General features: G+C 70.8%; 21 protein-coding genes. 8 read left to right on the top strand and 13 right to left on the bottom strand.

Going from position 1 to position 22,412, the window contains the following annotated elements:
- Window positions 1-355 precede the first annotated feature (355 nt).
- From ACWCQK_RS33370 to ACWCQK_RS33380, 3 genes are read left to right on the top strand one after another with little or no spacing between them, the layout of a single operon-like run.
- Window positions 356-1,222, top strand: coding sequence for a sulfatase-like hydrolase/transferase (locus ACWCQK_RS33370; protein WP_451161478.1), 867 nt, complete (start codon window positions 356-358; stop codon window positions 1,220-1,222).
- Window positions 1,219-1,806 carry a hypothetical protein gene (locus ACWCQK_RS33375; RefSeq protein ID WP_451161480.1) on the top strand — a complete coding sequence of 196 codons (588 nt, stop codon included), beginning with the start codon at window positions 1,219-1,221 and terminating at the stop codon, window positions 1,804-1,806. The genes ACWCQK_RS33370 and ACWCQK_RS33375 overlap by 4 nt, the downstream gene beginning before the upstream one ends.
- A 1-nt stretch (window position 1,807) precedes the next feature.
- On the top strand, window positions 1,808-2,539 hold the full coding sequence (locus ACWCQK_RS33380; RefSeq protein ID WP_451161482.1) for a hypothetical protein: 732 nt from the start codon (window positions 1,808-1,810) through the stop codon (window positions 2,537-2,539).
- An 81-nt stretch (window positions 2,540-2,620) separates the two neighbouring features.
- Here ACWCQK_RS33380 and ACWCQK_RS33385 read toward each other — a convergent pair whose 3' ends face one another.
- From ACWCQK_RS33385 to ACWCQK_RS33405, 5 genes are all read right to left on the bottom strand, one after another.
- The gene (locus ACWCQK_RS33385; RefSeq protein ID WP_451161552.1) at window positions 2,621-3,520 is read right to left on the bottom strand and encodes a Gfo/Idh/MocA family protein; all 900 of its coding nucleotides are present in this window, start codon (window positions 3,518-3,520) and stop codon (window positions 2,621-2,623) included.
- Window positions 3,521-3,617: 97 nt separating this feature from the next.
- Window positions 3,618-4,832 carry an ROK family protein gene (locus ACWCQK_RS33390; protein WP_451161483.1) on the bottom strand — a complete coding sequence of 405 codons (1,215 nt, stop codon included), beginning with the start codon at window positions 4,830-4,832 and terminating at the stop codon, window positions 3,618-3,620.
- Between the two features lie 4 nt (window positions 4,833-4,836).
- Window positions 4,837-5,703 carry a carbohydrate ABC transporter permease gene (locus tag ACWCQK_RS33395; protein WP_451161485.1) on the bottom strand — a complete coding sequence of 289 codons (867 nt, stop codon included), beginning with the start codon at window positions 5,701-5,703 and terminating at the stop codon, window positions 4,837-4,839.
- Window positions 5,703-6,722, bottom strand: a complete 1,020-nt coding sequence (locus ACWCQK_RS33400; protein ID WP_451161487.1) for a carbohydrate ABC transporter permease — start codon at window positions 6,720-6,722, stop codon at window positions 5,703-5,705. Before ACWCQK_RS33400 ends, ACWCQK_RS33395 begins: the two co-directional genes overlap by 1 nt.
- A gap of 31 nt (window positions 6,723-6,753) precedes the next feature.
- Window positions 6,754-8,157, bottom strand: a complete 1,404-nt coding sequence (locus ACWCQK_RS33405) for an ABC transporter substrate-binding protein (protein WP_451161489.1) — start codon at window positions 8,155-8,157, stop codon at window positions 6,754-6,756.
- 126 nt (window positions 8,158-8,283) lie between these two features.
- Here ACWCQK_RS33405 and ACWCQK_RS33410 point away from each other — a divergent pair, with 126 nt between their 5' ends.
- Genes ACWCQK_RS33410 through ACWCQK_RS33425 form a run of 4 tightly spaced genes read left to right on the top strand, consistent with a single transcriptional unit; the run spans window position 8,284 to window position 13,413 of the window.
- A complete protein-coding gene (locus ACWCQK_RS33410) occupies window positions 8,284-9,330 on the top strand; it encodes a zinc-dependent alcohol dehydrogenase (protein WP_451161491.1) in 1,047 nt (348 codons plus the stop codon).
- Between the two features lie 23 nt (window positions 9,331-9,353).
- Entirely contained in the window at window positions 9,354-10,154 is an 801-nt protein-coding gene (locus ACWCQK_RS33415; RefSeq protein ID WP_451161493.1) for a sugar phosphate isomerase/epimerase family protein, read from the top strand.
- A complete protein-coding gene (locus tag ACWCQK_RS33420; RefSeq protein WP_451161495.1) occupies window positions 10,151-11,512 on the top strand; it encodes an MGH1-like glycoside hydrolase domain-containing protein in 1,362 nt (453 codons plus the stop codon). The genes ACWCQK_RS33415 and ACWCQK_RS33420 overlap by 4 nt, the downstream gene beginning before the upstream one ends.
- A complete protein-coding gene (locus ACWCQK_RS33425) occupies window positions 11,509-13,413 on the top strand; it encodes an amylo-alpha-1,6-glucosidase (protein WP_451161497.1) in 1,905 nt (634 codons plus the stop codon). The genes ACWCQK_RS33420 and ACWCQK_RS33425 overlap by 4 nt, the downstream gene beginning before the upstream one ends.
- Before the next feature lie 94 nt (window positions 13,414-13,507).
- Here ACWCQK_RS33425 and ACWCQK_RS33430 read toward each other — a convergent pair whose 3' ends face one another.
- The 5 genes from ACWCQK_RS33430 to ACWCQK_RS33450 form a co-directional block, all read right to left on the bottom strand.
- A complete protein-coding gene (locus ACWCQK_RS33430; protein WP_451161499.1) occupies window positions 13,508-14,170 on the bottom strand; it encodes a Fic family protein in 663 nt (220 codons plus the stop codon).
- Entirely contained in the window at window positions 14,170-14,628 is a 459-nt protein-coding gene (locus ACWCQK_RS33435; RefSeq protein ID WP_451161501.1) for a hypothetical protein, read from the bottom strand. The genes ACWCQK_RS33430 and ACWCQK_RS33435 overlap by 1 nt, the downstream gene beginning before the upstream one ends.
- Before the next feature lie 424 nt (window positions 14,629-15,052).
- Window positions 15,053-15,769 carry an NADPH-dependent F420 reductase gene (locus tag ACWCQK_RS33440; protein WP_451161503.1) on the bottom strand — a complete coding sequence of 239 codons (717 nt, stop codon included), beginning with the start codon at window positions 15,767-15,769 and terminating at the stop codon, window positions 15,053-15,055.
- Between the two features lie 19 nt (window positions 15,770-15,788).
- Window positions 15,789-16,820, bottom strand: coding sequence for an LLM class flavin-dependent oxidoreductase (locus ACWCQK_RS33445; RefSeq protein WP_451161505.1), 1,032 nt, complete (start codon window positions 16,818-16,820; stop codon window positions 15,789-15,791).
- The gene (locus ACWCQK_RS33450) at window positions 16,813-17,862 is read right to left on the bottom strand and encodes an LLM class flavin-dependent oxidoreductase (protein WP_451161507.1); all 1,050 of its coding nucleotides are present in this window, start codon (window positions 17,860-17,862) and stop codon (window positions 16,813-16,815) included. The genes ACWCQK_RS33445 and ACWCQK_RS33450 overlap by 8 nt, the downstream gene beginning before the upstream one ends.
- A gap of 370 nt (window positions 17,863-18,232) precedes the next feature.
- Between ACWCQK_RS33450 and ACWCQK_RS33455 the strand changes: the two genes are divergently transcribed.
- Window positions 18,233-18,973 carry a hypothetical protein gene (locus ACWCQK_RS33455; protein WP_451161509.1) on the top strand — a complete coding sequence of 247 codons (741 nt, stop codon included), beginning with the start codon at window positions 18,233-18,235 and terminating at the stop codon, window positions 18,971-18,973.
- 272 nt (window positions 18,974-19,245) lie between these two features.
- Here the strand turns inward: ACWCQK_RS33455 and ACWCQK_RS33460 are convergent, their stop codons facing one another.
- The 3 genes from ACWCQK_RS33460 to ACWCQK_RS33470 all read right to left on the bottom strand — a co-directional run bounded on the left by ACWCQK_RS33460 (window position 19,246) and on the right by ACWCQK_RS33470 (window position 22,207).
- Entirely contained in the window at window positions 19,246-19,842 is a 597-nt protein-coding gene (locus tag ACWCQK_RS33460; protein WP_451161511.1) for a TetR/AcrR family transcriptional regulator, read from the bottom strand.
- A gap of 50 nt (window positions 19,843-19,892) precedes the next feature.
- Window positions 19,893-21,239 (bottom strand): MFS transporter, encoded by a 1,347-nt coding sequence (locus ACWCQK_RS33465; RefSeq protein WP_451161513.1) that lies wholly within the window; start codon window positions 21,237-21,239, stop codon window positions 19,893-19,895.
- Window positions 21,240-21,853: 614 nt separating this feature from the next.
- Window positions 21,854-22,207 (bottom strand): hypothetical protein, encoded by a 354-nt coding sequence (locus tag ACWCQK_RS33470; protein ID WP_451161515.1) that lies wholly within the window; start codon window positions 22,205-22,207, stop codon window positions 21,854-21,856.
- Between the last annotated feature and the right edge of the window lie 205 nt (window positions 22,208-22,412).

Raw genomic sequence — 22,412 nt, forward strand, 5'->3', positions numbered from 1 at the left:
CCGGCCCAGGACCGCGAGCAGGCACAGGGGATGCAGAGAGCCCGGCCGGTGACGGCGGTCCCGGCCCGTCCGTGCCGTCGCGGACACCCGCGATCACCACGTTTCGCCGGGTGAGAACGCGTCAGCTCCGGGAAACGGTGGCCGGGGCGCGTACCACCGCGGCGTCCCCGGCCGATTCCCCGCTCGGCCGCAATCATGAACACCGCCAATCGGGTTCGGCGGTCGCACAAGGAGGGTCTCCCTTCCGGAGGGTGGCGCATGTTTACCCCCGCCGGGGAGAGGACAATCTCATGAGCAGCGGTTGCGCGCGGACCTGACTGCGCCTGGGACGGGAGCACCAATCAGGGAGGGGGAAATGGTGCAGCGCGAGGAAACTCGTTCGCTACTGATCGTGACGCTGGACAGTTGCAGGTACGACAGCGCGTCGCAGGCCGCCACTCCTTTTCTCGACTCCTTGGCCGACCTCAAACCGGCCCTCGCTCATGCGAGCTTCACGCTTCCCGCCCATATCGCGCTGTTCTCGGGCTACTTCCCGCTCGTGGACCGTGGCCGAAATCTTGAGTCGCCCTCCGCCCTGCGATATCTGCCGACAGCCCGCAGGCCCGGTCTGCTGAAGAGCCGTGGACGCGGGTTCTCGACAGGGGCGAACATGGTCGACGGCCTTCGGCGATGCCGCTATCGCACGGTTGGCGCGGGAGGCGTGCGCTGGTTCGCGGGAGAGCAACTCCGCCAGGGATTCGACCAGTTCTTCTACTGGGGACCCGCCTACTGTCCGGAGGACAACGATTTACCGGCCTGGGAGGCGCCGGATTTCGCCCTCTCCCATCCTCAGGAACTCGTCTCGGCCCTCCCGGCACCGCCGAAGCCCTGGCTCCTGTTCGTCAACGCGGCGGAAACACATGCCCCGTACGCCGCTCCCGACGCGACCCTGCGGCTGCAACGCCGGTACGCGCACGCCAGGAACGCCAAGGCCCCGGTCTTCGGCGACCCGCGGTTCGAGCAGCTAATGATCGAATTGCGGGAATGCCAGCAGGCCGCGCTGTCCCTCGTGGACGCGAAGCTGCGCGGCCTCTTCGGCATCCTTCCGGGGGAATTCGACTTCATAGTCACCGCGGACCACGGCGAGTCCTTCGGGGAGCGAGGCCTCTGGGGGCACGTACACAGCGCTCCGGAGGTATTCAGCGTTCCGTTGTGGCAGGGCCGATACAGTGGGTCACCGTGACAGAATTCGCTGTCTCCTCATCGCTCGCCGTCGTCACCGGCATCGCTTCGTCGTATCTCTTTTGGATCTGGCTCACCAAGGGCCTGGCGCCGAAGGTCGTCTGGTCCTCCTCCATCAGCAAGGCGCGCCTTCCCGGCGGTCCCGTGAAATATCGCGTGAAAATCATGAACGCGGGCCGTCGTGCCGCCGTGGATTTCAGCGCGGTATGCCTGCTGAAGTTGCCTGACGCGGGCTCCAACGGAAATACGAAACTGGCCACTCTGAGAACGCTGGACGTGCCGCTCCCGAAGCTGTCTCCCGGCAGATCCCGTGTGATCACCATCAAGACCGACGGTATCGACCCGCTTCAGGTGCGCGGTCTTCCTGCCGCCGTCCGCGAATGCCTGAACCAGGATCCGCCGATCCCTCTCGAGCAACTGCTCGCGAGATTCCCGGGCGCCCATCTCGTACTTCACCTTTCGGCGTACGACGAAAAATCCGGCACCCGTTGCCATTTCACATCGCAGGACTACACGACGCGATCCATCACGGACCGCCCTTTCGTGGGCGACGGGGTCGACATACAGGCCCGGGGGCTGACCTAGGGTGGAGCGCGAGGATCTTGAGATGCTGGGGCAGTGCCTGAAGGGCATGGCCGCGGCCATGGGCGCGGGCAGCGGGATCACCCGTGTCATGGTGCCGGTCGCGTCCGCGCCCGTCCGTCCCGGGGACGATCCGCTGGGCGGGCGTCTTGTGGCCGCGGTGGCGGACGGCGAGGACGGCGATATCGTCGTCGTGGCGTCCAAGGTCGTTTCCCTGGGGCAGCGGCGGGTCGTGCGGCTGGCCGCGGCGCCCGAGACCGGCACGGCGGAGCGGCGTGAGGCCCTTCGCGCCACCCTGAGCACCGCCTTTCCCGGCTCCGGCATGCGTGATGTGATCATGCTGGACCGCGGCGAGGCGGAATCCGAGTACATCCTCGGGCCGTCCGATCCCAACCGCGCGGCTCACGTGTTCGCCGCGCGGCTGGCCGAGCGGACCGGAGTCAGGGTCGATGTGGTGATCAGTGACAGTGCGGCGGGCGTCTCCAAAGGAGAGGCGCTCATAGGCTGCCCGACCTTTCTCGCCACGCCCGTCGGAGCGACGGCCGGACTCTCCCTGTCGCACGCCCAGCGCTGTGCGTCGGGGGCTGAACTCGTGCGCAACGCCCGGCTCCTGCACCCCTTCACGATCGTCCGTCCGGAATCGCCGAGAAGCCGCAACAGAGCACGGATCGGCGAGTTCCGCTACGAGGGTTTTCTCGACGCCGCACGGGAGAGCCGGCTTCTTCTGGACGGCTGAGCGAGGGGGCGCCCTGCCGGCAGGGCTGACGCGCCCTCACCCGGCGTCAACGGGTGCGGGACGACGGCCCCAGCCCGGCTCTCAGCGCGTCGCCCGGGCCGCCTGCTCGATGAGGCGTTGCAGGTACAGGCCGCGGGCGGCGTCGAGGTCGGTCGGCTGGTGGGCGCGTACGGCGGTGGCGAAGGTGCGGCGCAGGATCGGCCAGCACTCCTCGTGGTCGATCTCGGCGGTGTCGTAGGTCAACGGGGCTTGGGGGCCGAAGAGTTCGACGCGGGTGAGCGCGCGGTCCACGGTGACGGAACCGGACAGGGAGGCCTGGCTGACGGCTCCGTTGGCGTGTTCCAGGGTGAGCTCGATCCAGCGGCGGGGATCGCCGGTGGAGCGGATGGCGGTGATGGGGGAGACGGCGATGTCGAGCAGGTCGAGCAGGTGCGGGCCGAGGTCGAGCAGCGCGCCGTGTTCGAGGCGCCAGCCGGTGGCGAAGTCGCCGCCGAGGAACGCGCCGTGCAGGTAGCAGGAGCGTGCGCCGGTGACCTCGCGGGCGCGTGCCGCCTCGAGGAAGGCGTCGGTGACGGGGTGGTAGCGCTTGGTCAGAACGAGCTGGGAGACCACGCCGGCGTCGAGGACGGCGTCGGCGACGCGCTGCGCGGCCGCCAGGTCGGGGCCGAGCGGCTTCTCCAGCAGCACCGCCTTGCCCCGGCGGGCGGCCAGGGGCGCGAGTTCGGCCTGTACGGCGGGCGGCACGGCGAACGCCACGGCCTCGCAGCGGTCGAGGAGTTCGTCGAAGGAGGCGGCGACGTGTGCGTGGTGCGGTGCGGCGGTCTCGTGTGCGGCTTCGGTGCGCCGGGCCCACACCGCGGCCAGGCGGGTCTCGGGTCCGGCGGCGAGCATCCGGGCGTGCATGGCCCGGGCCCAGGGTCCGGCGCCCACGAGGCCGACCTCGACGGGCCGCTGCGTCCAGGGGGCGGCAGTGGTGACGATCACGGTGTTCCTGTCTGTACGAGGGGCCGCGTGAGCGGCTGTTCGGCGCCCCTCGTCGGCTGCCGCGGACGGGCGCGGCGCTGTGCGGGGGCCGGGTTCAGGCGGCGAGGCGGTTGAGGCGGGCTTCGGCGCGCTCGGGGGAGTAGAGGATCTCGACGACCATGGCGGCCGCCCCGATGACGCCCGCGTGGTCGCCCAGGCGGGAGGTGACGACCTGGAGGTTGGCGGTGGCACGGGGGAAGGCGCGCTGGTAGAGCAGTTCCCGGACGCCGGTCATGAAGGGGGCGCCGCACAGCTCGCCGGCGATCATGAGGACGCCGGGGTTGAGGAGGCTGACCACGGTCACCAGGACCTCGCCCGCCCGGCGTCCGGCCTCGCGGGCCATTCGCAGGGCGTCCGGGTGGCCGTCGGCGAGCAGGCGCTGGACGTCGGAGGCGGAGGCGGCGTGGGTGCCGAGCGCGGTCAGGTCCCGGGCCAGGGCCCGGCCGCTGGCCACGGCGCCCAGGCAGCCGTGGGAGCCGCACAGGCACAGGACGTCGGAGCGGTCGTGCAGACGGATGTGGCCGATGTCGCCGGCGCCGCCGTCGATGCCGCGGAACACCCTGCCGTCCACGACGACACCGGCGCCTATGCCGGTGGAGACCTTCACGAGGACGAAGGCGGAGCAGTCGCGGTGGTTGGCCTGGTGCTCGGCCAGCGCCATGAGGTTGGCGTCGTTGTCGACGAACACCGGGACCGGCCCGTCCTCCGTGCTGGGGCCCACGTGTTCGGCGTAGGCCCGCTGCAGGCGCTCCCGGATGGGGTACCGGTCCCAGCCGGGCATGATCGGGGGTTCGATGACGTGGCCGGTCTCCCACTCCACGGGGCCGGGGACGGACAGCCCGATCCCGCAGACGTGGGCGGCGTCCACGCCTGCGGCGGCGATCAGGTCCGGGAACCAGCGGGCCAGTTGGTCCAGGACCGTCTCCGGTCCCTCGGTGATGTCCAGCGGTGCGGTGGTCTCGGCGAGGATGGTGCCGCCGAGATCGAGGACCGCGGCCCGGGCGTGCTTGATCTCGAGGTCGACGGCGATGACCGAGGCGTGCCGGGGGTCGAAGACGATTTGCTGGGAGGGGCGGCCGCCTGTCGAGGAGCCGGCGACGTGCTTGAGCCAGCCCGCCTGGTTGAGGAGGTCCAGCCGCTGGCCGACGGTCGAGCGGGACAGCCCGGTGATCCGCTGCAGATCGGCGCGGGTGTTCGCGCGGCCCCCGCGGATGAGCTGCAGCAGCTCGCCCGCGCTGATCTGCGTCGGTGTCAGCATCGGTTCCCCCATGGTCTCAGCTCTTGTCGGCACCGCTGGTGAGGCCCTCGGTCAGCAGTCGCTCGGCGGCGAAGAACAGGATTATCACGGGGATCGTCAGGACCACCGAACCGGCCATCAGGACGGTCTTGGGCACCTCGACGCCGTTGGACAGCTGGGCCAGGCCCAGCGGCACCGTCCACTTGCCGGGGTCGGCGGCCAGGAAGAGCAGGGCGAACAGGAACTCGTTCCAGGCGATCATGAAAACGTACAGGCCGGTCGCCATCAGGGAGGGCAGGGCCAGCGGCAGGATCACCCTGCGCAGGGTCTGCAGCCGGCTGAGGCCGTCGAGGGCGGCCGCCTCCTCGATCGAGTAGGGAATGGTGACGAGGTAGTTCTTCAGCATGTAGATGGCCACCGGCACGGTCTGGGCGACGTAGACGATGGCGAGCCCGACCAGGCTGGAGGACAGGTGCAGTTTGGCGAAGACGACGAACAGCGGGACGGCCAGCAGGGTCGCCGGGAAGAGGTAGACGGCGAGGAAGAGGGCGCTGACCTGGCGGTGGCCGAAGAACTTCAGCCGGCTGATCGCGTAGGCGCCGGGCACCGCGGCCGCCAGCGTCAGCACGACGGTGCCCAGCGAGACCAGCGCGGAGTTGAGCAGGAACCCGAGGAAGCCCTGGCCGCCGTCGTCGGTGGAGCGCAGCACGTCGCGGTAGGTGGACAGGGTGAAGTCCTTGGTCGACACCCACAGGGAGCCCGGGTCGAGCAGCAGTGCGTCGATGGGCTTCAGCGACAGCAGCAGCATGTAGTAGAAGGGCACCACCGTGATCACCGCGAGGAACGCGATGACGAACCAGCGCAGGACGCCGAAGAACCTCTCCTCGAACTGGGCGCGGCTCATCACGACTCCTCCTGGACCTTGTTGGCGAAGAACTTGAAGTAGAGACCCATCAGGATCATGAGTGCGACGGCCAGGACCAGTGCCTGGGCGGCCGCGGCGCCCACGTCGTAGCGGGCGGTGAGGAAGTCGTAGACCCGTACGGCCGCGACGTCGGTGCCGGCGCCGCCGCCGGTCAGCAGGTAGACGTCGTCGAACTTGTTGAAGGTCAGGATGAAGCGCAGCACGCACAGCAGGGCGATGACGGGCATCAGCTGGGGCAGCAGGATGTGGCGGAAGCGCTGGGTGGGGGTCGCGCCGTCCACCAGGGCGGCCTCCTCCAGGCCGTCGGGCACCGCCTGCAGCCGGGCCAGGATGAACAGGAACGCGAAGGGGAAGTAGCGCCAGGTCTCGAAGGCGATGACGGTCAGCAGTGCGAGCGGGATGTCGAAGTGCAGGCCCAGCAGGTCGACTTCGTAGGCGCGGGTGGACAGGAAGGCGATGGGGTCGTCCCAGCCGAACAGGCGTTGGCCCCAGTTGTTGACCACGCCGTACTGGGGGCTGAGCGCCACTTCCCAGACGAAGGAGACGGCGACGACGGGGGCGACGTAGGGCAGCAGCATCGCCGCGCGCAGCAGGCCGCGGCCGCGGAACGGCCTGCGCAGGGCGAGGGCGGCGACCAGGCCCAGGGAGACGGAGCCGAAGGTGGCGCCGACGGTGTACAGCAGGGTCGTGCCCAGGCTGGACCAGAAGCCGGCCGAGGCGAAGACCTGGTCGAAGTTGTCCAGGGTCCAGTTGCTGAACAGGCCCATGCCCTGGATGTCGACCAGCTTGGCGTGCTGGAACGCCAGCAGGATGGTCCACAGGATGGGCAGGATCACCACCACGAGGACGACCACGAAGGTGGGGGAGACGAACGCGAGGCCGGCGCGGTTGGCGCGGCGGCTCGCGGTCATCGGGCGGCGGCCGTCTTCGCCGGGCCGCTCGGGGGGTTTGCCGCCGGTGTGACGGCGCTGTCGTGTACCGGCTGGGGCTGTTGTCATGAGGGGACCTTCGCGACGTGCAGGGGGGCGGCTACTGGAGGGACTTCTGCAGGGCGGCGACTTCGTCGTCGGCTTCGTGGGCCGCCTCGGAGGGCGAGATCTGGCCGCTGGTCATGGCGCCGATCACCTTCGGCACGGGCAGTTCGCCGTTGGTGGCGCCGACGAGCGCGCCCTCGCCCTGGGTGATGCCCCAGCGCCGCATGTCGCTGACTCCGGCCGCGAGCTGGTTGAGCAGCTCCGGGGGGTAGACCTGGTCGAAGGGCTTCTTGGTGTCGACCCCGATGGTGCTGTGGCGCCAGGCGTCGAGGTAGCGCTCGGGCTGTGCGGCGGTGCCCGTGCGGACGGGGATCATGCCCTCGGGGGCCATGCCGAACCAGGACTCGTACCCGGTGTTCATCATGTACTCGATGAACTCGCGGGAGGCCGCCGTCTCGGCGGTCTTGGTGGTCACCCATGAGGTGATCTCGCCGAACTGGGCCGGGCCGGAGGCGTCGGGGCCCTGCATCGCGGTGGTGATGCCGCTGTTGCCCGCGAGGTAGCGCGGGTCGTCCTTGCACTGCGGGCAGCTGGGCAGGGCGTCCTTGCGCAGGCCGGCCAGTTCGTCCAGCAGGAACGAGGACCAGATGACCATGGAGGACTGGCCCGCGAAGTAGGTGGCGCGGGTGGAGTCCACGGTCTGGGTGCCCGGGGCGCCGTAGGCGCGGGCGAGCTGGTCGTAGGTCTTGAACGCGGTCTGGCACTGCGGGGATTCGAGGGCGACCTCGCGCTTGGCGTCGACCAGCTGGCAGTCGTCGGCGAGGGCGAGGCTCTCGAAGCTCTGCGAGGTGAACGCGTCCGAGGGGTCGGTGGCCGCGGAGATGCCGTAGTGGCCCTTGGCGGTCAGCGCCTTGGCCGCGGCGAGCGCCCGGGCGTAGGTGTCCGGGGCCGCGAGGTGTTTCTGCTCGAGCTGGTCCTTGCGGTAGACCAGCAGCTGCAGCCAGGCGCTGGAGGGCACGCCGAGGCTGGTGGCGCCGTCCGAGGTCAGCTTCAGCGCGTTGGCGTTGAAGGTCTTCTTCCCCAGCTCATCGATGATCTGCCGGGGTATCTCGGTGTTGAGCAGGCCGTTGCTGTACATCTGCCAGACCTGGCCCATGGGGGCGGCGCCGATGACGTCCGGCAGCGTGCCCGAGGCGGCTCCCGACATGATCAGCTGCGGCATCTGGCCCTCGTCGACCCCGACGAGATGGACCTTGATGCCGGTCTTCTGCTCGAACCCCTTGATGATCTTCTGCGTCGCGGCGACGCGGTCCGGGAGATTCTCCTGTGACCAGACCGTGATCTCACGGTCGGGCTTCGCGGGCCCCGTGCTGCTGGCGCAGCCCGTGAGCAGCCCCAGACCCAAGGCTGCCGTGATGCCCACCGCGATCGCCATCGATCGCCGGCTTTTGGTGCGCATTGCCTGTCCTCGTTCCGACTTACGTCTACTGAAGACGCATCACAGCATCACTTTTGCTGGTTGACAAGACATAAGACAGGGTTATTGTCGACGCAACCGCATCAGCAACCCCCTCCGGAGCCCTCCGTGGAACGCGTCGTCCAATTCACCGGCCCCCTTCAGGTCGAGGTGACCGAGCAGGCCAGAGCCGAACTTCCCGCCGGACACCTGAGGGTCCGCACCCGCTACTCGGGCATCTCGGCCGGCACCGAGCTCACCGCCTACCGCGGCACCAACCCGTACCTGACACGGACCTGGGACCCGCAGGCACGGCTGTTCCGCGAAGGCGCGGCCGGCATCGAATACCCCGTGGCCGGCTGGGGCTACTCCGAGGTCGGCGAGGTCGTCGAGGTCGCCCCCGACCTCGCCGGCACCCCGGGCCTGCCCGTCCCGGGCGATCTGGTGTGGGGCATCTGGGGCCACCGCAGCGAGGGCATCGTCCCCGCCGAGCGCATGATCGGCCACACCCTGCCCGCCGGCCTCGAACCGCTGGCCGGCGCCTTCGCCCGGGTCGGCGCCATCGCCTACAACGCCGTCCTGGCCGGCGACATCCACCTCGGCGAGGACGTCGCCGTCTTCGGCCAGGGCGTCATCGGGCTGCTCACCACCCGCCTCGCCCAGCTCAACGGTGCCCGCGTCACCGCCGTCGACGCCCTCGACGGCCGCCTGCAGACCGCCCGGCAGTATGGCGCACACCACACCCTCAACGCCCGCACCGACGCCGTCGCCGAACGCGTCCGCGAGGCCACCGGCGGCCTCGGCGCCGACCTCGCCATCGAGATCAGCGGCGTCTACCCCGCCCTGCACGACGCACTGCGCTCGGTCGCCGTCGGCGGCCGCGTGGTCGCCTCCGGCTTCTACCAGGGCGACGGCATCGGACTGCGCCTGGGGGACGAGTTCCACCACAACCGCGTCCAGCTCATCTGCTCACAGATCGGCGGCGTCCCGCCCCAGCTGTCCCACCGCTGGAGCGTGGAACGCCTCCAGCAGACCTTCCTGCGGCTGGTCGCCGAAGGACAGGTGGACGTCACCTCCCTCGTCAGCCACGTCGTCCCGGCCGCCGACGCCGCCGACGCCTACGAGCTGCTGGACCAGCGCCCCGCCGAGGCGCTGCAGGTCGTACTGGAATTCTGAACGTCTCGAAAGGCCCCCTCATCATGCTCAAGACCGCGGCACAGGAACAGCTCCTGCCCGGAGACACCCTGCAGGCCAAGTGGGAGTTCGCCCAGCAGGCGGGCTACGACGCCATCGAACTGCGCGGCAAGGGCGACCTGCACTTCGCCGCCCGCCTCGACGAACTCAAGCAGGCCCGCAAGGACGGTGTGGTCATGCCCACCGTGTGCGTCGACATGCTGCACTTCCTCGGCGCCTTCGACGCCGAACTGCGCCGCGACGCCATCGCCCAGATGAAGTCCCAGCTCACCGTGATCGCCGAGATCGGCGGCGTCGGCGCCCAGAGCCCGGCCTCCTACGGCATGTTCTCCCGCCGCCTGCCCCCCTTCGAGCCCCCGCGCAGCGAGGCCGAGGACCTCGAGGTCCTCCTGGACGGCCTCGGCGAGCTCGGCGAGCACGCCCGCAAGGAAGGCGTCACGCTCTTCCTGGAGCCGCTCAACCGCTACGAGGACCACATGGTCAACCGGCTGGAACAGGCCGCCGACCTGATCCGCGCCATCGGCCTGGACTCCGTCCGCATCGGCATCGACAGCTACCACATGAACATCGAGGAGAGCGACCCCGCGGCCGCGATCCTCGCCCACGCCGACGTCATCGGACACGCCCAGGTCTCCGACTCCAACCGCTTCCAGCCCGGAGCCGGCCACCTCGACTGGCCCGCCTGGCTCGGCGCCCTGCACACCATCGGCTACGACGGCCACCTCGCCCTCGAATGCCGGCTGACCGGTGACCCCGCCGACGCCGTCCGCTCCGTGCCCGCCTTCCTCAAGAGGTCCGGCGCGTGAAGTCCCTCCTGGACCGGCCCGCGCCCGCCGCCGCCGCACCCCTGACAGTGCGGCGCGGCGCGGCACGGGTCCTGCTCGACAACTGGACCGGCACCTCCACCGTCCCCTCCCGCACCCTCTACCCCCACCAGTGGAGCTGGGACTCCGCCTTCATCGCCATCGGCCTGCGCCACCTGTCGGTACGCCGCGCCCAGCAGGAACTGGAATCACTGCTGTCCGCCCAGTGGGCCGACGGACGCATACCGCACATCGTCTTCAACTCCGCTGTACCCGACAACGCCTACTTCCCCAGCCCCGACTTCTGGCGCTCCTCCACCGCCGGCCACGCCGCGGGCGCACCGGCCGCCACCGAGACCTCCGGCATCGTCCAGCCCCCGGTACACGCACTGGCAGCCTGGCTCGTCCACCGCGCCGACCCCGAGGAATCCCGCCGCCGCGGCTTCCTCGCCCGGGTCCGCCCCCGCCTCGCCGCCTGGCACGACTACCTCCTGGACCGCCGCGACCTCGGCGGCGGCAAACTGTCCGCCGTCGTCCACCCCTGGGAACCCGGCATGGACAACAGCCCCTGCTGGGACCGGGCCCTGCAACGCGTCGTCCCCGCCGCACCCCAGGACTTCCAGCGCGCCGACCTCGACCACGGCCACCCCGCCGACCGGCCCACCGACCTCGACTACGGCCGCTACGTCCGCCTGGTCAGCGACTACCGCGAAGCCGGCTACGACGACCGCGCCGCACAGCACTCCTTCGCGGTCGAAGACCCCTGCTTCAACGCCCTGCTCATCGTCAGCGAACGGGCCCTGGCCGCCATGGCCCAGGACAGCGGCGCCGACACCGACGCCGCGGCCCACACCGCCCGCGCCGACGCCCTCACCCGGCACCTGGTGACCCGGCTCTGGGACGAGAACGCGGGCCTGTTCCGCGTCCGCGACCTGATCACCGACACCCTCGTCGAGGAGAACAGCGTCAGCGGCCTCACCCCGCTCCTCGTCCCGCACCTGCCCCAGCCCGTCGTCAGCCGCCTCCTCGAGACGCTCACCGGCCCGCACTTCGCCGCCCCGGCCACCCGCCTCGTGCCCAGCTACGCCCTGACCGGCCACGCCTTCGACGCCCAGCGCTACTGGCGCGGCCCCGCCTGGTTCAACACCGCCTGGCTCATCCACCGCGGACTGCGCACCCACGGCCAGGACCAGCAGGCCGAACACCTGCGCCGCGGCTTCATCGAGGAAGCCGCACACTCCGGCTTCGCCGAGTACATCGACCCCACCACCGGAGACGCCAGAGGCGCCCGGAACTTCTCCTGGACCGCCGCCCTCACGCTCGACCTCCTGCGCGCCGACCCCGAGGAGACCACCCCATGACGTCGGCCGACGACCGCGTCCAGCTCGTACGCGACGCCACCTTCGCCCGCGTGGACAGCGCCGGCGCCATCACCGGCACCCGCGGCGCCGCACCCGACGGACTGTTCCTGCGCGACGCCCGCCACCTCAGCCGCTGGCACCTCACCGTCGACGGCACCGCACCCCTCGCCCTGGTGCCCGCCACCGCCGCCACCGACGACACGGCGCTGTCCGTCCTGACCCCGCGCGGCACCCGCGACGAACCGCCCGCCTACACGCTCTTCCGCGAACAGAGCATCAGCGCCGGACGCCTCAGCGAACACCTGCGCCTGGTCAGCAACCGCCCCGACCCGGTGACCGCCCGCGTCGAGATCACCGTCGACGCCGACTTCGCCGACCTGTTCGAACTGCGCTCCGACGGCCGCCACTACGACAAACCCGGCGCCCGCCACGACAGCCGCCGCACCGACGACGGACTCGTCTTCGACTACCACCGGGCCGACTGGCACTCCCGCACCACCATCGCCGCCCGCCCCGCCCCCACCGGCCTGGACACCGCCCCGGACACCCCCACCGCCCGCACCCTGAGCTGGGAACTGCCCCTGGCCGCCCACGGCCACGCCGACCTCCACCTCACCGTCCACGCCCGCCCGCACGGCCTGCCGGACCAGATCCCCACCACCGCCCGCCCCCACCGGCCGGCCGCAACCGCCGCCGACGACCTGGACCGCACCTGCGAACGAGGCCTGGCCGACATCGACCTGCTGACCATCGCGGTCACCGGCGTCGACGGCGAACAAGCCGCCGTCCCCGCCGCCGGCATCCCCTGGTTCCTCACCCTGTTCGGCCGCGACTCCCTGCTGACCTCCTACTTCCTGCTGCCCTACCAGCCCCGCACAGCCGCCGCCACCCTCAGCGCCCTGGCCGCCACCCAAGGCCAGGACCACGACCCCACCAGCGGCGAACAGCCCGGACGCATCGTCCACGAGACCCGCCACGGCGAACTCGCCCACTTCCGGCAGATCCCCTACGGCCGCTACTACGGCGCCGTCGACGCCACCCCCCTCTTCCTGGTACTGCTGCACGCCCACTACGAGACCACCGGCGAACACACCCTCGCCGCCCGCCTCGAACAGCACGCCCGGCGCGCCGTCGACTGGATGTTCACCGACGGCGGCCTCGACGAACACGGCTACCTCACCTACCAGCCCGACCCGAACGGCCTCGTCAACCAGAACTGGAAAGACTCCGCAGGCGCCATCTGCTTCACCGACGGCACCCAGGCACAGGGCCCCATCGCCGTCTGCGAAGCCCAGGGCTACGCCTACGACGCCCTGACCCGCACCGCCGAACTGGCCTCCGCCGTCTGGCAGGACGAGCCCTACGCCCACCGCCTGCGCCAGGCCGCCGCCGCACTGCGCACCCGCTTCGCCACCGACTTCTGGATGACGGACGCCGACTTCCCCGCGCTCGCCCTGGACGGCCAGGGACGCCAGGTCGACGCCCTGGCCTCCGACGCCGGCCACCTGCTGTGGTCCGGCATCCTCGACCAGGACCGCGCCCAGCGGGTCGGACAGCGCCTGCTGGAACCCGACTTCTTCTCCGGCTGGGCGATCCGCACCCTCGCCGCCGGCCAGAAGCCCTACCACCCGCTGTCCTACCACCGCGGCAGCGCCTGGCCGCACGACAACGCGGTCATCGTCCTGGGCCTGGCCCGCTACGGCCTCGCGGAACAGGCCCGCACCGTCACCGACGGCCTGATCGCGGCAGCCGCCCACCACGACTACCGCCTGCCCGAAGTCCTGGCCGGCTACGACCGCACGGCCACCGCCCGCCCGGTGCCCTACCCCCACTCCTGCTCCCCCCAGGCCTGGGCCGCAGCAACCCCCCTCGCCCTGCGCACGGCACTGAACATGCTCTAAAACCCACCCGGGCCTCACCACGAACAGCACACCACCACACGAACCGCCGCAGTCCGGGAAGCCGTCGAGCTCCCCGGACTGCGGCGGTTCGGCCTCAGCGCCGGGACGCGTAAGGGTCGGTGATGGTGTGGCGCCGGTGCGCCGACTCCAGTACAGCGGGCGGGAAGCCGGGTCCGGCGGTGTAGTAGCGGGCTTTGGTGTTGCCCACGGGGGTGAGCAGACGGGCCCTGGTCAGGCCCTGAAGGTCGCGGACGGCCTGCTGATCGCTGAGGGCTTCAGCCTTTTCGTAGCGGGAGCGGCGCACGCGGCCGGTCATCGCGACCTCGTGCAGTGCGGTGATCTGGCGTTCGGCGAGATGAAAGCGCTCAGTCAGATCAGCGAGAGCCACCCAGCAGTCCGTGGAGCGCTGCACGCGGTGCTGCACACGCTGGGACTGCTCGTGACAGGCGCGCAGGCTGAAGCGGACCCAGGGCAGCGTGTCGCGGTCGGGCGAATACACCGGGCCTCCCACCTCCCGCAGCACTTTGTAGTACTCCCAGGTGTTGCCGGGCAGGCCGAGCCATTCCTCGATGGAGGAGAACTCCGGGGCCAGCACACCTTCCCGGGCGATCAGGAGAGTCTGCAGACTGCGCGACATACGGCCGTTGCCGTCGGTCCACGGGTGGATCTTCACCAGATTCAGGTGGGCCATCGCCGCGCGCACCAACGGGTCGGCATCGAGGTCGCCCTGGTTCAGCCAGGTGACCAGCTCACCCATCAGACGCGGGATCTCGTCCTCGTGCGGCCCCCCGCCGTGATGACGATGGGCCTGCTCCGCCACCGGCCGGCCGGCCGGTGCGGGTGATGCCGGCCCTGCAGCATCCAGTGCAGGGCATTGAGCAGCCCCTTGGAGTACTCGAAGTCCCGCGCATCCCACAGCGACTGGATGTACGTCCTTGCCTGCTGGTAGGCGAGGGTCTCCTTCTTGTCCTCCTCGCTCGCATCCACGGCTTCCCGTTCACCGTCGAGCAGGTCTGCCACATCGACCGGGTCCACGCGGTACCCCTCGATGCTGTTCGACGCCGCAATGGCCGAAGCGGTCAACGACCGCCGCAGAGCAGCCGCCCACTTCATGGGGAGTTGCTGCACGATCCGCTGCAGACTGCGCCGCATGTCGTCGACCTCACCGAGAACCTGCTGGTCAAGGGTCGTGAGTCGCGGAGTCGAATACAGCATGACTCAATGATGCCGACTGCCTGTCGACCAGCACGACCACCTGAGGGCCACGCACCCAGGCCGCTCGCGCGCAGAGCTGGCGCGGTGGAGAGGAATCCGGGAGGGGAGCACCGATTTGGCAGGACCCTGTCACACGCGATGCTCGTCCGGGCAGGTCTGAGCCCGGCCGGCGTTGATGGCACAAGACCTACCAGAGCGCCGCTCCGGAAGGCGGCCTGAGCCAGGAATCCCCTCCCTTCAGTGAGGGGAGCAGCCAACGGCCCTCGCCACCACGCCGTGCGCGGAGACGGCCCGGATCGCCCGCGCGCCCGGACGGATCCCGTGGCTTGGGCAAGTCCCCGGCGGGCCAGGCCACTTCGGATCGGGACCCGGTTCCTTCGGGCCGGGTCCCGTCCCCGTGCCGAGACCTCGGCACAGGCGGCCCCTACGCCGCGTCGGCGGGCCGGGCCGCGGCGGCCGTGCGGGCCCGCAGGACCGCCCGGCCGCGCTCCGAGGAGGGGAAGCGGTCGAGCATGGCGCGCAGCTCGCCGGCGCTGACATCGGCCCCGAAGGGTTCGGTCCCCGGTTCGAGCCGTACGCCGTCGGCGAGCGGGCCGACGATGACGGGGTCGAAGCCGAGAGCGTCGACGAGGTGTGCGGTCGTGGCCCGGTCCTCCGGGCTGTCGCCGGCGATGGCGATCGCCTTGCGGCCGGGCGCCCCTGCGGGCCGCGCCTCGTCCTCCAGGTCGTGGTAGCCCATGTGGTTGAACGCCTTGACCACGCGGGAGCGCGGGAGGAACGTCTGGACGGTCTCGCTGGTGGAGGTGCGCGGGTCGGTCAGGTCGTCGCGTACACCGTCGACCTCCCACCAGTAGTTCATCGCGTCGACGACCAGTCTGCCGTGCAGCGCGTCGGCCGGGATGGTGCGGTACTTGCCCAGGGGCAGGGCCAGGATCGCGACATCGGCCCGGGCCGCAGCCTCCGCCGCGGTGACCGCGCTCGCGCCGGGCGTGAGGACCTCGACGGTCAGCGCGATGTCCTCGGGCGCGCCCGAGCCCGCGATCAGCACGTGAAAGCCCGCCGACACGGCCAGCCGGCCCAGCACGGTGCCTACTTTTCCGGCGCCCAGGATGCCTATGGTGCGGATGTCCTGCATGTTCATCGCCTTTCCTTCCGCGGCATCAACCGGCGAGGATGTCGCGGACCATGGGGATCACCTTCGTGCCGTAGAGCTCGACCGCGCGCAGGCGGGCGCTGACCGGTTGCGCGCCCGCGTTGTATATGAGGTCGAACCTGCCGACGCCGAGTCCGCGTACCGCTGTGGCGATCCTGCGGGCGACCGTCTGCGGCGAGCCGATGTACATGGAGCCGTGCTCGATCTCGGCCTCGAACTCCTTCCGGCGTACCGGCGGCCAGCCCCGCAGCGCGCCGATGCGGTCGCGCATGAGCCGGTAGCCCGGCCAGAACAGTTCCCGGGCCTCTTCGTCGGTGTCGGCGATGAATCCGGGGGAGTGCATGCCCACCGGATGCGCCGTGGTGCCGAACTGGGCCGCGGCGCGGCGGTAGAGGTCCGTGTACGGCAGGAAGCGTTCGGGGGAGCCGCCGATGACGGCGAGCATGAGCGGAAGTCCGTGGCGGGCGGTGCGGATGACCGACTGGGGTGAGCCTCCGACGCCGACCCAGGTGGTCAGGTGCCCCGACTCGGTGGTCGGGAAGACCTCGGCGTTCTCGAGGGGCGCGCGCAGGGTGCCCGACCACGTGACGGGCTTCTCCTCCAGGAGCTTCACGAACAGCTCCAGCTTCTCCTCGAACAACGCGTCGTAGTCGTTGAGGTCGTAGCCGAACAGGGGGAACGACTCGGTGAAGGAGCCGCGGCCGAGGATGATCTCGGCCCGGCCGCCGGAGAGGGCGTCGACCGTCGCGAAGCGCTGGAACACCCGGACGGGATCGTCGGAACTGAGCACCGTCACGCCGGAGGACAGGCGGATGCGCTTCGTGGCGGTGGCGATGCCAGCGAGCACGGTCTCGGGGGACGAGATCGAGTACTCGGGGCGGTGGTGTTCGCCGAGCGCGATGACGTCGACGCCGATGTCGTCCGCGAGGACGGCTTCGTCGACGACCTGCCGGATCGCCCTGGCGTGGGAGACCAGGACGCCCGAGTCGTCCTGGGGCAGGTCCCCGAAGGTGTCCAGGCCGAAAACGAGGTCATCCATGGGTGGACTCCTTGGTGAGCAGTTCCCTGACCCGGGGGGCGACTTCGCGGCCCAGCAGTTCGATCGTGCGGGCGCGGGCCTGGCGGGGCAGGTGCATGATGTCGTACTTGAGGTCGAAGCGGTTCAGGTGCAGGTCGCGCGCCGTCTGGGCGATCTTGTGGGCGACGGTCTCCGGGGAGCCGACGAAGAGTGCCCCCTGCTCGATCTCCGCCTCGTACCGTTCGCGGGTCGGCTTGTAGAACCCCCGCTCCTCGGCGACCTGGGCCACGACCGGCTGCCAGTACCGCCACCAGGTCTCGACGGCTTCCTCATCGGTGTCGGCGACGAGCCCCAGGGAGTGCTGGCCGATCGGTCGCGGCTCGTGCCCGGCCTGCTGGAGTGCCTGCCGGTAGAGCTTGACGTGGCCCTCGAACCGCTGCGGGCGTCCGCCGATGATGGCCATCATCAGGGGCAGTCCGTAGCGGGCGGCACGCACCACGGAGTGAGGGCTGCCGCCCACGCCGATCCAGGTGGGGATGCCCCCTGGGGGCATCCGGGGGTGCAGTCGCTGTTCGACGAGCGGTGTCCGCTGCGCGCCGGACCACGTCACCGTCTCCTCCCGCTGCAGACGCATGAAGAGTTCGAGCTTCTCCTCGAACAACTCCTCGTAGTCGGCGAGGTCGTAGCCGAACAGGGGGAAGGACTCCGTGGCCGACGCCCGCCCGAGGACGAGCTGGGCCCGGCCGTTCGACACCGCGTCCAGGGTCGAGAAGTCGTGGTACAGCCGTACGGGATCGTTGGTGCTCAGTACGGTCACCGAGGTGCCGAGGCGGATGCGTTCTGTGGCGGTGGCGATCGCCGAGAGCAGTACGGGCGCGGCGCTGTCGACGTGGCCCGCCCGGTAGTGCTCGCCGACGCTGAAGACGTCCAGCCCCGAGGATTCGGCGAGTGCCGCCTCCTGGACGAGGAGGCGGACGGTCTCGGCGTCGCTGAGCGTCCGGCCGTCGTCCGTGGCGACCTCCCCGAACGAGTTGAGGCCTATTTCGAAGGTCTGGGGCGTCATGGGCTCCTCCACCGGTGGTCGCGCAGGCGTCGGCCGCCCGGAGTTATTGATTGACGAAACAAGTATCTTCCCTGCATGCTTGACGTGTCAATCAGGGAGGCGGGGCGCCCGGGACGGGATGCGGGTGGGGCGTCGCCCGGTCGCCCGTCGCCGGATCCCCGGCGCCTCGCGTCCGTACAGGGCCGCCACCCGTGCCGCGAGGCCGTGCCGGCCGCGCTCCAGGCGAGCCCATCGCGGAACACACGTTCGATTCATCAACCAAGTGAGGTGACCAGTCGTGGCCCATGCCACGCAGATGCCGCACGCCGCCGTCCTGGCGTCCGGCAGGCCGACCGGAAGCCGTCCCCGCGACACCCGACAGACGCGACACGTGCGACAAACGCGACAGGCGCTCGTCCGCACGACCTTGCGGCACGTGGCGACGGGCGCGGCGGCGATCGCGATGCTGCACGCCGCGCTGCTCGGTCTCTCCTCCGGTGCCGACCTCTATCCCGACCTCGCCTGGACGGACACGACGCGGGTGATGGCCTCCGTCTGCGCGCTGGCCCCCTGGCCCTTGACGGCTCTGATCCTGCTCTGGCTGGCGCACCAACGGCCGGCCGCCTACACCCGTGCCGCCGTCGCGCTGCTGCTGTCCAGCGCGACCGGCCTGGCCTACACCTGGTCGGTCCCCCTCGAACACCTCCCGGCGCACGAGAGTTCGCTCTTCCGGGAGTACCTGACGATGCCCGGTGCGCTCACCGGCTGGTACCTGCTGCTGGCTTCGGCCGTGATCACCGCCATCGCCTCGGTCCGCGCACGCATCGCCCTCGCGGTGACCGCGGTGTTTGGTGTGACGACGTCCGTCCTGGCCTCCCCTCACCCGGCCTCCGCCGGGGTACTGGGCGCGGTCGTACCGCTTCTGGCCTGGTTCGCCGCGGGGCGCCTGCCGCGCAAGGACGTCCGCGGTCCGGGCCCCGCCGACGCCTGGGAGCCGGAAGGACGGGTCGTGCCGCTGCGGCCGCACGCCGAGCTGCGACACGACGGCCAGTCCCCGCCCCGGGGCCGGACGGCCGGGGCACCGACCCACGCCCACGCCCCCGACACCGTGCGGTGGGGACGGGCGGGCTGACCGCCATGCACCTCAACGGTGTGATCGAGGCGGCCGGTTGGTGGTCGTACGCCGTGATGTTCCTCCTGACGGCCGGTGAGACGAGCGCCTTCGTCGGGCTCCTGGTGCCCGGTGAGGCGGCCGTCCTCCTCGCCTCCGCGATCGCCGGCCGGGGCGAACTGAACGCCTTCCTCCTCGCGGCCGTCACCGACCGCACGGCCCACGGCACCGCGGCCGTTGCGGGCACCGGCCACGGTCGGGCGCCGTCGCGGGCTGAAGCCGATCCGGGAAGGTCAGGCCCCGGTCGCGTCGGTCGTGAGCGGTGCCGTGTCCAGGAGGGACGCCGCGGCCGCGCGGGCGGTCGTGGCGGCGGAGGGGTCACGGTCCATCCGCGCGGACTGTCCCGCGCCGTCGTACAGCAGATGGAGCTGGCGGGCCAGCGCTTCGGGGGCGGCGTACCCGGCCGCCGTGGCCAGTTCGGTGAACAGGCCGCGCACCCAGAGCCGGTATTGCTCGGCGACCTGGCGGATCGTGCTGTCCTCGGCCGTCTCGGCGGTGGCCCGCACGAAGGCACAGCCGTTGTACTCGGGATCGGTGAACGCCTCACCCAGCGCGTCGAAGACGCCCAGCAGCTTCTCACGCGGAGTACGGAAGCGGGTCAGGGTCCGGCCGATGCGGTCCTTCATGCGTACGTAGCGCAGTTCGAGGTAGGCGCAGACCAGGCCTTCCTTGCTGCCGAAGGTGTTGTAGAGGGACGCCTTGGCCACTCCGGCGTGTTCGATGACCCGGTCGATGCCGACGGTCTGCACGCCTTCGCCGTAGAACAACTCGTTGGCAGCGTCGAGCAGCCGCTCACGCGCGGACGCCTTTGTCGCGCTCTTGGTCGCCATGGCCCTCACCCTCTCAGACAGACCTGTTCATTCTAACGCCGGAAGATCCGTCAGACCTCTGAGACCTGCGCCACCGGCGCGGACTCAAAGAGGGTGTTCTCCGACCGGATCACCGACACCCGCTCCGCCTGGCGGCCGCCGCGCAGCAGCCCGGCCAGGGCGGCGAGGGCCAGCACGATGACGGCGATGCCGTACTCCCTGGACGTCTGGATCAGGCCGCCGCCGTGCACGACCAGCACACCGGCGATCACGGCCGGCACACCCAGGCCCACGTAGCACACGACGTAGAGCAGGGACAGGACACCGGCCCGCTCATGCGGCTTGACCTGCGGCACGACCAGCCTGATCCCGCCCTGGAACCCGCTGCCGAAGCCGAAGCCGGAGATCGCGCCGCCCACGAAGAACCCGATCACGTGGGGCGTACCGCCGGTGCCCGAGGCGATGGACACCAAGGTGATCACCACGCCGACGACCAGGGTGCCGACGCTGGTCAGCATCATGGTCCGCGTCCCGGCACCGCGCAGCACCACGACGGCCAGACCGGCGGCGCCCGCGAGCACGAACAGGGGAAGCCCTCCCCACACCACGGAGGTGGAGTGCACCAGGGTCCGCGTGATGGCCGGGCCCAGCGCGCCGTACAGGCCGGTCAGCGCCCACACCGCGAACATGACGGGCGCGGCGATGGCCACCGACGCGCGGGCCGACCTGGGCAGGTTGAACTCGGGGACCATGCTGGCCAGAGCGCCCCGCTTACGGCTCACCGTCTCGTTCAGGGCGAGTACGGCCAGCGCCTGCACGACGAAGACACCGAGCAGCACCGCGTAGACGAGATGGGTGGGGGCCGGCAGGTACTGCACGATCAGTCCGGAGGCGAGGGCGCCGCTCGCGGTGCCCAGCGTCGGCGCGAAGGAGTTGAGGAAACCGCCCCTGCGCGCGTCGATGTCGAGCATTCCGGCGCCGAGCGCGCCGACCGCCGCCCCGGTGCTCAGCCCCTGGAGGACGCGTGCGGTCAGCAGCGCGCCCACATCACCCGCGGTGATGAACACCGCCATCGCCAGCGCCTGCACGATCAGGGCCGTCAGGAGCACCGGGCGCCGGCCCACCTGGTCGGAGATCCTCCCGAAGATCAGGAGCGAGACCAGCACGGCCACCGCGTACACGCCGAAGACGACGGTGACGGTGATGGGGGAGAAGCCCCAGTGCTGCTGGTAGATCGCGTAGAGGGGGGTCGGAGCGCTGGACGCCGCCAGCAGCGATATGAGGATCGAGGCCAGTACGCCGATGGAGGCCTTGGGCCCCAGGGCCAGAGCCCGCCGGCGCGGTGCGGCGTGCGCGGGGGACCGCTTGACCGGGGTGCCCGGAGAGGCCGGGTGAGGCGTGATGGATGCGCGGCTCATGGATCACTTTTCGGAAGAGGGCGAAGCGGACGCCCCCACATTAGACAGATCTGTCTAATGGTTGCGAGGTGGAGAGGCGTGAGGTGCATCGCACGCTGCTCGACGCATCCGGGCGATCACCGGGCGTGTGCACACCCGCCCACGCACGCACCCACCCGCCCACGCACCCACCCGCCCACGCGCACGCACACACGCCTCCGTACAGGCGTGTGTGGGCGGCTCGTGCGTGCGTGGCATGGCCCCGGCGCCGTCCGTGTCCGGCGCCGGGCCGGCTCACATGCCGCCCAGCAACTGCTCGAAGGGCACGGGATCCTGATACGGATCCGCGACGGCCGTCCGCTCCCTGCGGTGCACCTCGACGGCGAGCTCCCGAGCGGCGCGCGCGATGCGTCGCAGGAGCGACCCCTCGGAGTCCCCGGCGCCGCCCCGGTCCTCCGTCGCCGCCGAAGATTCCGAAGTGCATCCTTTACGTCCTGTTCGCTCAGTCTGGGTCTGGATCGCTGGGTCTGGGGCGATGGTGGAGTCCGCCGTTGTCGTCGGCGAAGAGGCGGAGAGAGCCTTTCGGTGCGCGGAGGGCCGTGTGTCCCGCTGTTGAGCGATACGCCGAGCGCTGGTCAGAGATCGTGCGCGCGGTCGGTCCCCAGGGCCTTCTCCCGCAGGATCAGGGCTTCGAGAGCCGCGAGAGCCGCGAGGCCGTCGGCGACGCGGTGCTCCCGGTCCGGGCCCGCGCTCTCGTCCCGGGCGGTCGGGCCGGCGGCGTCGTGGCGGGTGTCGCCGGGGGTGTCCGCCGACGGCAGCCATGCGGTGCCGTCCAGGCCGCGGTGCCGGCCGTGTCCCGCGAAGTCGCCTTCCGGTGACCAGCCGTCCTCATCGGCACGCATGCCCCGGTGCCGCCCGGAGCCCGTCCCGTCGACGGTCCTCCCGGGCAGGGAGAAGCCGGTCCGCGCGTTGGCGATGGTGACAGTCATGGGTTCCTTCTCCAGAGTCGGTCGTGTGCCGACTCGCGGAATCGGAGGTCGGCCGCGCGGCATGCGACGAGTGACGGTTGCCCGAGTGGATCGGTTCGGATCCGTTCGGCGCGCACCATGAGGTGGCGGCGCGGTCGGACGCACAGGCGACTTAATTGCTACGCGAAGCAAATATAATCAGAGTCGCGAGCGGTTGCAGATGTCG

This window comes from Streptomyces sp. NPDC002306 (genome assembly GCF_053593435.1).